The organism is Methylobacterium tarhaniae (assembly GCF_001043955.1).
Lineage (GTDB): Bacteria > Pseudomonadota > Alphaproteobacteria > Rhizobiales > Beijerinckiaceae > Methylobacterium > Methylobacterium tarhaniae.
Window position 1 is genome coordinate 24,338 of the sequence record NZ_LABZ01000194.1, and the last position, 12,671, is coordinate 37,008.

At 72.6% G+C, this 12,671-nt stretch carries 8 protein-coding genes; 4 read left to right on the top strand and 4 right to left on the bottom strand.

Annotated features, from left to right (window positions below):
• Positions 1 to 82 precede the first annotated feature (82 nt).
• A complete protein-coding gene (locus VQ03_RS24650) occupies positions 83 to 424 on the bottom strand; it encodes a hypothetical protein (protein ID WP_245292185.1) in 342 nt (113 codons plus the stop codon).
• Positions 425 to 583: 159 nt separating this feature from the next.
• Here VQ03_RS24650 and VQ03_RS24655 point away from each other — a divergent pair, with 159 nt between their 5' ends.
• Positions 584 to 1,207, top strand: a complete 624-nt coding sequence (locus VQ03_RS24655) for a glutathione S-transferase family protein (protein WP_048453553.1) — start codon at positions 584 to 586, stop codon at positions 1,205 to 1,207.
• 36 nt (positions 1,208 to 1,243) lie between these two features.
• On the opposite strand, the gene VQ03_RS24660 is transcribed toward VQ03_RS24655, so the two are convergent.
• The 3 genes from VQ03_RS24660 to VQ03_RS24670 all read right to left on the bottom strand — a co-directional run bounded on the left by VQ03_RS24660 (position 1,244) and on the right by VQ03_RS24670 (position 5,673).
• Positions 1,244 to 2,095: a tetratricopeptide repeat protein gene (locus VQ03_RS24660; RefSeq protein WP_048453554.1), complete on the bottom strand. Its 852-nt coding sequence runs from the start codon at positions 2,093 to 2,095 to the stop codon at positions 1,244 to 1,246.
• Positions 2,082 to 3,815, bottom strand: coding sequence for a dihydroxy-acid dehydratase (gene ilvD, locus VQ03_RS24665; RefSeq protein ID WP_048453555.1), 1,734 nt, complete (start codon positions 3,813 to 3,815; stop codon positions 2,082 to 2,084). Before ilvD ends, VQ03_RS24660 begins: the two co-directional genes overlap by 14 nt.
• Before the next feature lie 706 nt (positions 3,816 to 4,521).
• Positions 4,522 to 5,673, bottom strand: coding sequence for a zinc-binding metallopeptidase family protein (locus tag VQ03_RS24670; protein ID WP_048453556.1), 1,152 nt, complete (start codon positions 5,671 to 5,673; stop codon positions 4,522 to 4,524).
• 280 nt (positions 5,674 to 5,953) lie between these two features.
• On the opposite strand from VQ03_RS24670, the gene VQ03_RS24675 reads away from it, so the two are divergent.
• The 3 genes from VQ03_RS24675 to VQ03_RS24685 all read left to right on the top strand — a co-directional run.
• Positions 5,954 to 9,199: a transglutaminase family protein gene (locus VQ03_RS24675; RefSeq protein WP_048453557.1), complete on the top strand. Its 3,246-nt coding sequence runs from the start codon at positions 5,954 to 5,956 to the stop codon at positions 9,197 to 9,199.
• A complete protein-coding gene (locus VQ03_RS24680; protein ID WP_083468198.1) occupies positions 9,196 to 11,736 on the top strand; it encodes a circularly permuted type 2 ATP-grasp protein in 2,541 nt (846 codons plus the stop codon). The genes VQ03_RS24675 and VQ03_RS24680 overlap by 4 nt, the downstream gene beginning before the upstream one ends.
• 54 nt (positions 11,737 to 11,790) lie before the next feature.
• Positions 11,791 to 12,671 (top strand): transglutaminase family protein (locus tag VQ03_RS24685; protein WP_048453558.1); only part of this gene is annotated, 881 nt, incomplete at its 3' end.

The window sequence follows — 12,671 nt, forward strand, 5'->3', positions numbered from 1 at the left end:
CTGCCCCGAGAACCGGCGATCAAAATCCCGGTTCCTGCCCCCGCGCCCCGCCATGTGCGCCGGCGCACGCCGGCTGTCGCCGTCAGGCCGGGTCGCGCTCGATCCAGGACGGGTCCATCGCCGACATGTCCTCGTCGAAGGGCGGCGGTGCCGATGCCTCGCCCCGGATCAGGGTCTCGGCCTCGTCATGGTCGACGTCGCGCATCTGCTCGGCCAGCAGCGCGAGGTAGCTCGCCGCGGCCGCGGTGCCGAACAACTCGGCGAAGCGGGCATGGGCCACGGCCGTCATGGTCTCGACGACCGCTTCGGGCGGGCTGCCGGCCCCGACGGCGTTGTCGAACACCGCCCGCCAGGCGCGGGACAGGCGCTCGCGCAACTCGAAGGTGTCGTCCAATGTCTCGCCAGGGTCGGAGCTCTCGTCCACGGTCGGCCTCTCCGGGCCGGGAACGGCCTGTCGCGAGTATGGGCCGGGAGGCCCGCGGTTTCCAGGCGGCGAGGGGTGCCATCCGGGCGCGTCCGGTGCAATACCGCGGCCGGCGGTCCTGATGGGGCCGTCCGGACACCGCAGAGACGTGAGAGCCCGATGAAACTCTACGGCACCAGCCTGTCGCCCTTCGTCCGCAAGGTGCTCGTCGTCCTCGCCGAGAAGGGCATCGAGGTCCGGCACGTGCCGCTGCGCTTCCACGATCCCGATCCGCGCTTCCGGGCCGCCAGCCCGTTCGGTAAGATCCCGGCGCTGGAGGACGAGGAGCTTCGCCTCGCCGATTCCTCGGCGATCATCCATTACCTGGAGCGCAAGCACCCGGAGCCGGCCATGCTGCCGCGCGAGGCGCGCGATCTCGGCCGGGCGATCTGGTTCGACGAACTCGGCGATACCGAGCTGTTCCCGCTCCTGGTCAAGCCCTTCGTGCAGCGGGTGCTGCGGCCGCAGCTCATGAACCAGCCCTGCGACGAGGCCGTGGTGGCCAAGTGCATGACCGAGGAACTGCCGCGGCTCTTCGATTATCTCGAAGGGGTGATCGACGGGCCCGCTCTCGTCGGCGGCGCCTTCGGTCTGGCCGACATCTCGGTCGCGACCGGCTTCCACAACCTCCATCTCGCGGGCGAGGCCGTCGATGCGGGGCGCTGGCCGCGTCTGGCGGCCTATGTGGCGGCGATCCTGGAGCGCCCGTCGTTCAAGACGGCGATCGCGGCCCGGCAGGGCTGAAGGAAGGGGGAAGAGGGGGCGGTCGCGTCCCCTCTCTCAGCGCCCCTTGGCGCTGCGGCGGTAGAAGCCGTCGACCTGGGACTGCGCTTCGGCCCGGTCCCGCTCGTTGGCGGCCGCCATCGCCTGCTCCTGCAGGGTGACGATCCACTGGTCCTTCGGGCCGTCCGCCGCGTCGCGGGCGAGCGTCAGCCACGCGAGGCCCCGGGCGCGCTGCACCGTGACGCCCTGGCCGTTGATCAGGAGCTGGCCGAGCAGCGCTTGCGCGGCCGGATGCCCCTTCTCGGCGGCGAGGTTGAACCAGCGCGCGGCCTGCCGCGGATCCTGGGTCACGCCTGTGCCGTCGAGGTAGAGGCGGGCGAGGTTGTACTGCGCGTTCGGGTCCCCGTAGTAGGTCGCCGCGTAGTTGAACATGTCGTAGGCGCGCTCGACGTTCGGGCGCACGTAGGACCCCTTGATCCCGTCGAGGAAGTAGCGCCCGAGCGCCGTGAAGGCGCTCGCCACCACGCCGGCATTGGGCGCCTCCGGCCCCTCGTCGGCGTTCTCGTCGGCGATCTTCGAGAAGAACTCGAACGCCTTGAGGTCGTCGTGCGGGACGCCGTCGCCCTCCGCATACATGCGGCCGAGCTTCCACAGCGCCAGGGCGTGGCCCTGGCCGGCGGCGTATTCGAGGGCGCGGGCGGCGCCCTCCTTGTCGCCCGCATTGTAGTCGCGCATGCCCGTCCGCATCGCCTCGCGGGCGTTGCGGTAGCCCGACGTCGCGGGCACCGGGGTCCGCGCCGCGGCGTCGAGCGCCACGGCGGGTCCCGCCTCGGCCATCACCAGGCCGAGGAGCGCGAGGAGGAACCGGCGGCCCGCCCGTTTGGGCAGGCCGGCCTCAGATATCCGCATAGGAGAGCGTCTCCTGGGCCCCGCCCGGATGCGTCACCGCGCCGGTCACCGCCGGGCCGACGGTCTGCGCGTACTTCCACAGGTAGCCCGAGGTCGAATCGTTGGCCCGCGGCTGCCAGGCCGTGCGGCGCTGGGCCAGCTCGTCGTCCGAGAGGTCGACCGAGAGCGTGCCCTGGATCGCGTCGATGCGGATGACGTCGCCGTCCTGGAGCAGGCCGATCGGGCCGCCCACCGCCGCCTCCGGCCCGACATGGCCGATGCAGAAGCCGCGGGTGGCGCCCGAGAAGCGCCCGTCGGTGATGAGCGCCACCTTGTCGCCCATGCCCTGGCCGTAGAGGGCGGCGGTGGTCGCCAGCATCTCGCGCATGCCGGGGCCGCCGCGCGGACCCTCGTAGCGGATCACCAGGACCTCGCCCTCCTTGTACTGGCGGTTCTTCACCGCGTCGAAGCAGGCCTCCTCGTTGTCGAAGACCCGGGCCGGCCCGGCGAAGGTCTGCTTCTCCGGCGGCATGCCGGCGACCTTCACGATCGCGCCCTCGGGCGCCAGGTTGCCCTTGAGGCCGACGACGCCGCCGGTCGGGGTGATCGGCTGGCTGGACGGGCGGACCACGTCCTGGTTGGTGTTCCAGGCCACCTTGGCGAGGTTCTCGGCGATGGTGCGGCCGGTGACGGTGATGCAGTCGCCGTGCAGGAAGCCGCCGTCGAGCAGCGTCTTCATCAGGAGCGGGATGCCGCCGACCTCGAACAGGTCCTTGGCGACGTAGCGCCCGCCGGGCTTCAGGTCGGCGATGTAGGGGGTGCGCTTGAAGATCTCGGCGACGTCGAACAGGTCGAACGAGATGCCGCATTCATGGGCGATCGCCGGCAGGTGCAAGGCCGCGTTGGTCGAGCCGCCGGAGGCCGCCACCACGGTCGCGGCGTTCTCCAAAGCCTTGCGGGTGACGATGTCGCGCGGGCGGATGTTCTTGGCGAGCAGCTCCATCACCATCTCGCCGGCGGTGGCGCAGAACCGGTCCCGGATCTCGTAGGGGGCGGGGGCGCCGGCCGAGTAGGGGAGGGCGAGGCCGATCGCCTCGGAGACGGTCGCCATGGTGTTGGCGGTGAATTGCGCGCCGCAGGCCCCGGCGGAGGGGCAGGCGACCTGCTCCAGCTCCTCGAGGTCGTCGTCGCTCATCGTGCCGACCGAATGCTTGCCGACCGCCTCGAACAGGTCCTGGATGGTGACCGGCTGGCCGCGGAAGGTGCCGGGCAGGATCGAGCCGCCATAGATGAAGACGGAGGGCACGTTGAGGCGCACCATCGCCATCATCATGCCGGGCAGGGACTTGTCGCAGCCGGCGAGGCCCACGAGCGCGTCGTAGGCATGGCCGCGCATGGTCAGCTCGACCGAGTCGGCGATCACCTCGCGGGACGGCAGCGAGGCGCGCATGCCGCGGTGCCCCATGGCGATGCCGTCGGTGACCGTGATGGTGCAGAATTCCCGCGGCGTGCCGCCGGCGGAGGCCACGCCCTTCTTCACCGCCTGCGCCTGGCGCATCAGCGAGATGTTGCAGGGGGCGGCCTCGTTCCAGCACGAGGCGACGCCGATCAGCGGCTGATGGATCTGCTCGCGGGTCAGACCCATGGCGTACAGATACGACCGGTGCGGCGCGCGCTCGGGACCCTCCGTCACGTAGCGGCTGGGCAGCTTCGATTTGTCGGTGGTGTGACGCGCGTCCATGGCCCTGTCCCGTACCCGTGGTTTCTTGAAAGGCCGGTTTTTCCCCGGTCCCGCTCCCTGCGCCGTCCTGGGACGGCTCACGCGAAACGAACCCGTCTCCGGGTCAATCCACCAGCGCCTCCCGCGATCCCCGGGAATCCGGGACGACCACGATAAATCGTTGTGGGGACAGTCGTTTAACGTGGCCGTTGAGGTGCCGTCGGTTTATGGCGGGAACGCGGCGGAGCAAAGTGCGGTCTGGGGCAAAGCTGGGATGCTTTCGGGGTGTTGCGACCTCGCCACAGCTAAGCTTGCGGCGCAGGGCTGACGTCAGGTGAGAGATGCCGGCCGGCGGCGGGCCTCTATCTGAGAGACGTTTGTGCCCGGGGTGTGGCGGGAGCCGATGCCGGGCGACGCGGCGCACGGGACCCGGCCGCCGGGACACGCCGGGATCCGCGGGATGACCGCACCAGGTCCGGCGATGAAACGACGTATCTCGCCGTCACCCCGGGGCGGGCCTGGCGAGATACCGGGTTCCGTAGCCGCCGACGGTGCAGAAAATCGAGGCCCGCATTCCGTTTCATCTTGCCGCTTGATCTTGCCATCGCGGCATCCATGCATCCCGGATCCCGCTGCGTGGCGAGCGGGGCGGCAAGACGGAGCGGCAAGACGGGCCGGCAAGGCGTGGTGGCAAGACTTGGATTGGACCAGGAGGCCGCCTGTCCGCTCACGCCGGACGCGGCGCCGCCACCCGGTGGCGCAGGCCTGCGATCACCGCCCGGAGCGTCCCGGCCTCCGCCTCCGGCGCGTCGGTGCGGGCGTAGATGCGGTCGTGCACGAAGGACAGCTTGCCGATCGTCGCCGGGGTCATCCGGAACGGATACAGGTCCGGCTGGCCCATGCTGCGGTTGAGCGAGTTCATCGCGAAGGTGAGGGGCAGCCAGGCCTCGATCAGGCGGCCGAAATCCGGGCTGCGATACGGGTCGAAATCGATTTTCGCCGCGAGCGGGATCAGCCCCGGCTGGGCCTGGAGCTTGGGCTGCACCCGCACCCCGAACTGGTTGGCGGTCTCCAGCGTGTCGACGATGTGCAGGTAATGGGCCCAGGTCTCGGCGAAATCCTCCCAGGGGTGGGAGGTCGCGTAGGCCGAGACGTAGGTCTCCTGCCAGCCCTCGTCCGGGCCATGGGCGTAGTGGCGCTGGAGCGCGGCGCCGTAATCCGCCCGCTCGTCGCCGAACACCGCCCGGAACGAATCGAGGCACGGATCGGCCCGCACCAGTACGTTCCAGAAGTAGTGCCCGATCTCGTGGCGGAAATGCCCGAGGAGCGTGCGGTAATGCTCGCCGAACTGCGTGCGCCGCCGCTCGCGCTCGACGTCGTCGGCCTCGGCGATGTTGAGGGTGATGAGGCCGTTATCGTGCCCGGTCAGCACCGGCGGGCCGATGAGGTACGATTCGGCCGGATCGACCAGGAAGTCGAAGGCGAGGCCGGCCGGATCCTCGCGCCGCGAGACGAGCGGCAGGCGCAGGCGCAGCATGGCGTAGAACAGCCGGCGCTTGGCCGCCTCGACCTCGCGCCACCGGGTGCGGTTCCAGGGGATCGACAGGTCCGGCACCACCCGGTTGTGGCGGCAGGCGAGGCAATAGGCCTCCGCCGAGCCCGCCGGCACCAGCCAGTTGCAGCCGCCCGCCTCGCGGTTGCCGCAAGGGCGGTAGGTCCGGCGCGGATCGGCGAGGCCGCGCCAGCGCGGGCCCGCCCTGAGCACCGCCGTCATGTCGGCGATCTCGGGGTCGTAGCCGAGTCGGCACTCGCAGCTCTCGCAGGTATCGGCCTCGAAATGGGCCGGCTGCGCGCAGGCCTGGCATTGGAAGATCTTCATCGCGGCGTCCGGGAGGCCCCGCGAGACGCCGGGCGGGACCTGACTCCACCAAGGGCCTTGCGCCGCCCGAGGTTCCGCCGAACCCGGCACGGGACTTGCCTCAATTTTTCGCCCTGCCGCCCCGGACGAGACCCCGCGATGTCGTAGGAGACACGCGGATCCGGGCCCGACCCCGCGATGCGGCGGCTGACGCCAGCCCGGCCAAGGTGTAGAAGCCGGGGAACGCGCGGACGGACCGGCGGGACCATCCCTCACTCGAAGCAGAAGGTTCGGAGTCGTCGTGTCGATCAAGGCCGCCCTGCACCACGTCACGTCCTACACCTACGACCGGCCGATCGCCCTCGGGCCGCAGGTCATCCGCTTGCGTCCGGCGCCGCATACGCGCTCCCGGATCGAGAGCTACGCCCTCAAGGTCACGCCCGCCAACCACTTCGTGAACTGGCAGCAGGACCCCAACGGCAACTGGCTCGCCCGGCTGGTCTTCCCCGAGAAGACGACGCAGTTCCGGGTCGAGGTCGACCTCGTCGCCGACATGGCGGTGATCAACCCGTTCGACTTCTTCGTCGAGGATTACGCCCAGACCCGGCCCTTCGCCTATCCGGACGAGCTGGAGGCCGAGCTCGGCCCCTATCTCGCCGTCGAGGAGGGGGGGGCGGAGATCGACGCCCTGATGGCGCGGCTGCCGGACGAGCCCAACACCGTGCAGTTCCTGGTGGCGCTGAACGCCCTGGTGCGCGACGCGGTCGCCTACGTCGTGCGCATGGAGCCGGGTGTGCAGGCTCCGGCCGAGACCCTGGCCAAGGGCAGCGGCTCGTGCCGCGACTCGGCCTGGCTGCTGGTGCAGGTGCTGCGCCGCCTCGGCATGGCCGCCCGCTTCGTCTCCGGCTACCTGCTCCAGCTCGTGCCCGACACCACCGCCGTCGACGGGCCGGCCGGCACGAGCGCCGACTTCACCGATCTCCACGCCTGGGCCGAGGTCTACGTGCCGGGCGCCGGCTGGATCGGGCTCGACGCGACCTCGGGCCTGCTCTGCGGCGAGGGCCACATCCCGCTCGCCGCGACGCCGCATTACCGCTCGGCGGCGCCGATCGCCGGCCTCGCCGAGCCGGCCGAGGTCGATTTCGACTTCGCGATGACCGTCACCCGCGTCGCCGAGGCGCCGCGGGTCACCAAGCCGTTCTCGGACGAGGCCTGGGCGGCGCTCGACGCGCTGGGCGAGCGGATCGACCGCGACCTCGCCGAGCAGGACGTGCGCCTGACCATGGGCGGCGAGCCGACCTTCGTGTCGGTCGATGATTTCGAATCGCCCGAGTGGAACGCCGCCGCGGTCGGGCCGACGAAGCGGGGCCTCGCCGATCAGCTGATCCGCCGCCTGCGCGAGCGCTTCGGCCCCGGCGGCTTCCTGCATTACGGCCAGGGCAAGTGGTATCCGGGCGAGAGCCTGCCGCGCTGGGCCTTCGCCCTCTACTGGCGCAAGGACGGCGTGCCGATCTGGCGCGACCCCGCCCTGATCGCCGGCGAGACCAGGCCGCGCGCGGCCGGAGTCGAGCAGGCCGAGGCCCTGATGCGCGGCCTCGCCCGCCGCCTCGGCCTCGAACCCTATGTCCAGCCGATCTTCGAGGATCCCGAGCACTGGGAGCGCAAGGCGGCGGAGCTGCCGGTCAACGTCACGCCCCTCGACCCGAAGGTCGGCGACGAGGAATCGCAAGCCCGGATGGCCCGGGTGTTCACCCGCGGGCTCGAGAACGCGGTCGGCTACGTGCTGCCCCTCGCCAACGTCGCGGTCGGTCCCGATCGGCACTGGGTCTCGGAGCCGTGGCAGCTCAAGCGCGGCGCGATCTACCTGGTGCCGGGCGATTCCCCGGCGGGCTTCCGCCTGCCGCTCGCCTCGCTGCCCTACGTGCCGCCGGGCGCCTACCCGTATTACGTGCCGCAGGATCCCCTGGAGCAGCGCGGGCCGCTGGCACCCGCCGCCGCGCCGCCGCGCAAGCCCGTCCCGGTCGGCGTCGCGGTGCGCACCGCCCTGGCGATCGAGCCGCGGGACGGGGTGCTCTGCGTGTTCATGCCGCCGATCGAGCGGGTCGACGAGTATCTGAGCCTGCTCGCGGTCCTGGAGGAGGCCGCCGCGGAGATCGGCCAGCCGCTCCACGTCGAGGGCTACGAGCCGCCCTTCGACCCGCGCCTGTCGGTGGTCAAGGTCACGCCCGATCCCGGCGTGATCGAGGTCAACGTCCAGCCGGCGAAATCCTGGCGCGAGGCGGTCGAGATCACCACCGGCCTCTATGCCGATGCCCGCCAGACCCGGCTCGGCGCCCAGAAGTTCATGATCGACGGGCGCCATACCGGCACCGGCGGCGGCAACCACGTCGTGCTCGGCGGCTCGACCCCGGCCGATTCGCCGTTCCTGCGCCGCCCCGACCTCCTGAAGAGCCTGGTGCTCTACTGGCAGCGCCACCCGTCCCTGTCCTACCTGTTCTCGGGCCTCTATGTCGGCCCGACCAGCCAGGCGCCGCGGATGGACGAGGCGCGCCATGACGGGCTCTACGAGCTGGAGATCGCGCTGGCCCAGGTGCCGCCCCCGGGCGGGCCGGAGGTGCCGCTCTGGCTCGTCGACCGGCTGTTCCGCAACATCCTCACCGACGTGACCGGCAACACCCACCGGTCCGAGATCTGCATCGACAAGCTCTACTCGCCGGACGGCCCGACCGGGCGCCTCGGCCTGCTGGAGTTCCGCTCCTTCGAGATGCCGCCCGAGGCGCGGATGAGCCTCGCCCAGCAGGTGCTGCTGCGCGCCCTCGTCGCCTGGCTGTGGCGCGAGCCGCAGGAGGGCGGCTTCGTGCGCTGGGGCACCGCGCTCCACGACCGCTTCATGCTGCCCCACTTCCTGTGGGAGGACTTCCAGTCGGTCCTCGGCGACCTCGCCCGCGCCGGCTACGCCTTCGATCCGGCCTGGTACGAGGCTCAGGGAGAGTTCCGCTTCCCGCGCTACGGCGAGGTCGAGCGCGGCGGGGTCAAGCTCGAACTGCGCCAGGCCCTGGAACCCTGGCACGTGCTCGGCGAGGAGGGCGCCGTCGGCGGCACGGTGCGCTACGTCGATTCCTCGGTGGAGCGGCTTCAGGTCAAGGTCTCGGGCTACGTGCCGAGCCGGCACGTCGTCACCTGCAACGGCCGGCGCCTGCCCCTGACCGATACCGGCCGCTCGGGCGAGGCGGTGGCGGGCCTGCGCTTCAAGGCCTGGCAGCCGGCCTCGGCCCTGCACCCGACGATCCCCGTCCACGCGCCGCTCACCTTCGACGTGCTCGACACCTGGAGCGGGCGCTCGCTCGGCGGCTGCGTCTACCACGTCGCCCATCCGGGCGGGCGCAACTACGAGACCTTCCCGATCAACACCTACGAGGCGGAAGGGCGCCGCCTCGCCCGCTTCCAGGAGAACGGCCATACCCCGGGCCGGGTGAGCGCGCCGCCGGAGGAGCCCCGGCGCGAGTTCCCCCTCACCCTCGACCTGCGCACGCCGAAGCCTCGATGAGCGAGGCGCTGGCGGGATTGCAGGTCCCGGCCGTACCGGCCGCGCCGCAGGACGGGCCGCAGGACGGTCCCGAAGAGCGGCTGGCGCGCTGGACGGCGGGTTACGCCGCCCTGCCGGGCCTGCCCGACGAGCTGGTCTCGGCCGACGGCACCCTGCGCCCGGCCTGGAACCGCTTCCTGCACCGCCTCGCCGACCTGCCGGAGGGCGAGATCGCCGCGCGCCTCGCCGCGGCCGGGCGGCATATCCACGATACCGGCATCGCCTACCGGGCCTACGGCGAGGCGACCGAGCGCGACTGGCCGATCGGCGCCCTGCCGCTCCTGATCGAGGGGGCGGAGTGGCAGGCGATCGCCGCCGGGGTGGCGCAGCGCGCCGAGCTGCTGGAAGCGGTGCTGACCGACCTCTACGGCGAGGGCGCTCTGGCCCGGGCCGGCCTGCTGCCGGCGGCGGCCGCCGCCGGCGATCCGGAATTCCTGCGTCCCCTCGTCGGCGTCCCGGCCCCGGGCGGGCGCCACCTGCATTTCTACGCCGCCGACCTCGCCCGCGGGCCCGACGGCGCCTGGCGGGTGCTGGCCGACCGCACCCAGGCTCCCTCCGGCGCCGGCTACGCCCTCGAGAACCGCCTGGTCATGGCCCGGGCCCTGCCCGAGGTCTACGGCGCGCTGGATGTCGAGCGCGTGGCCTCGTTCTTCCAGGCGTTTCGCGACGGCCTCGCGGCGGCGGCGACCCGCGCGGAGCCGCGCATCGCGCTGATGACCTCGGGGCCCTACAGCGACACCTATGTCGAGCAGGCGGTGCTCGCCCGCTATCTCGGCTTCTCCCTCGTCGAGGGCGACGACCTCCTGGTCCGGGACGGGCTGGTCTTCATCCGCACCGTCGCCGGCCTCAAGCGGGCCGACGTGCTGTGGCGCCGCATCGACGGCGACTTCGTCGATCCCCTCGAGCTCAACCCGGCCTCCCGCCTCGGCGCCCCCGGCCTGGTCGAGGCCCTGCGCGCCGGCGCCGTGGCGATGGGCAACATGCCGGGCACCGGCCTCGTCGAGAGCGCCTGGCTCGCCGCCTCCCTGCCGGCCCTGTGCGAGCGGCTGCTCGGCGAGTCCCTGCTCCTGCCCGGCCTGCCGACCTGGTGGTGCGGCGACCCCGTTCAGCGCGACGCCGTGCTGGAGCGATTCGACACCTTGGCGTTCCGGCCGGCCGCGGCCCCGGCGCAAGGCGCGTTCACCAGCCGGGCCTTCGGCGAGGGGCGCGACGCCGCCGAGACCGAGCGCCTGCGCGCCGTCCTGCGCGACCGGCCCGGCGACCTCGTCGCGCACGAGCCGGTGCGGCTCTCCACCGCCCCGGTCTGGGACGGCACGCGGCTCGTGCCCCGCCCCTTCGCGCTCCGGGTCTTCGCCGCCGCCACGCCCGAGGGCTGGCGGGTGATGCCCGGCGGCTTCTGCCGCATCTCCGAGACGCCGGACGTGCGCCCAGTGGCGATGGGGGCGGGCGTGCGCGCCGCCGATGTCTGGGTGCTGTCCTCCGGCTGCACCGCCGCCCAGGCCAGCCTGCTGCCGGCGGGCGACCGGGTGGCGGTGCGCCGGGTGCCCGGCCTGCTGCCGAGCCGGGCCGCCGACAACCTCTTCTGGTTCGGCCGCCACCTCGAACGGGCCGAGGCGGTGATCCGCCTCACCGCCTGCCTGCTCGACGGGGCGGGCAGCGTCTCGATGGCCGAGGAGGACCGCGCCACCTCGGCCCGCCTGCGCACCCTGCTCCACGCCTGGGGCGCCGTGCCCTCGACCGAGGGGCCGGCGGTGCGGCTCGCCCATCACGCGCTCTCGGACGGGGGGCAATGGGGCTCGGGGCTGGCCCATGCCCTCTCGGCCCGGCGCAATGCCGCGGCCCTGCGCGAGCGCCTCTCGGGCGAGGCCTGGCGGGCACTCTCGGCGTTGCGCGCCACCCTGGAGGCGCCGGCCGAAGGCCCGGATTCGGAGGCCGCGCTGCTCGACCGGGCCGAGCGCGCCCTGTCGCTCACCGCGGCCCTGGCCGGCCTCGCCCAGGAGAACATGAACCGGGCCGGCGGCTTCGCCTTCGTGGATATGGGGCGGCGCGTCGAGCGGGCGATCAATGCCTGCCGCTTCGCCCTCGATTTCGGCGGGGCGGGGGCGAGCACCGACGATCTCGGCGTGCTGCTCGACCTCGTCGATTCCCGCATCTCCTACGGCGCCCGCTACATCCTCGGCGTGGCGCTGGCTCCCGTGCGCGACATGGTGCTGCTCGACCCCTACAACCCGCGCTCCGTCGCGTTCCAGGTCGGGCGGCTGGCCGAGCGTTTGGCCGGCCTGCCGTCCCTGCGCCAGGACGGGGTGGCGGAGGTGCCGGTGCGGCTCGTCGCGGGCCTGTCGGGCGAGATCGCCGCGGCGGAGGCCGCCTCCCTCTCCCTCGACAGGGTCGCGGAGTGGGAGATGCGCCTGTGGGGCATCGCCGAGGCGATCGGTGCCCGCTATTTCCCGGGCGGGTCGGATGCGGCCCGGCCCGAATCCCTCACCACCCTGGCGTGAGCCCGAGACACCCTTTCTCCGGCACCCGTTCTCCGGCACCCGCTCTCCCCGACGATGCTCTACCGCCTGCGCCACCTCACGGCCTACGCCTACCGCAACCCGGTGGGATTTGCCCGCTGCACGCTGCGCCTCGCTCCGGCAGCCGGAGAGGGTCAGGCGCTCCTGTCGCACGAGGTGGTGGTCGAGCCGGCCCCCCGGACCGCGACAGAGCGCTCCGACTTCTTCGGCAACCGCACGGTGTCGCTCACCGTCGAGACCCCGCACCGGGAGTTCCGCATCGACGCGCGCTCCCGCGTCCGGGTCGAACGCCCGCCCCTGCCGGACCCGGAGACCGGCCCGGCCTGGGAGGAGGTGCGGGCGCGGATCCTGACCTATCCGGGCCTCGGCCCCGACGCGCCGCTGCACTTCGCGGCTCCGAGCCGGCGGGTGCCGCTCCTGCCCGAGGTCACCGACTACGCACGGGCGAGCTTCCCGGCCGGCGGCGGCGCGGTCGCGGGCGCCTTCGACCTGATGCGCCGCATCCGGGCCGACTTCGCCTTCGACGCCGAGGCGACCGAGGTCGGCACCCCCCTGGCGCAGGCCTTCGCCGGCCGACGCGGCGTGTGCCAGGACTTCTCGCACATCATGATCGCGGCCCTGCGCGGCCTCGGCCTGCCGGCGGCCTATGTCAGCGGGTATCTGCGCACTCTGCCGCCCCCGGGCCAGCCGCGGCTCGAAGGGGCGGATGCGAGCCATGCCTGGGTGGCCGTCTGGTGCGGGGAGGGCTGGATCGGCCTCGATCCGACCAACGGCATCGGCGTGCAGGACGACCACATCGTCGTCGCCCGCGGGCGCGACTATGCCGACGTCGCGCCGGTCGCCGGCATCATCGCCGGTTCGGGCGCGCAGAGCCTGCAGGTCGCGGTGGACGTGGTGCCGGAGGACGAGGGGGCGGG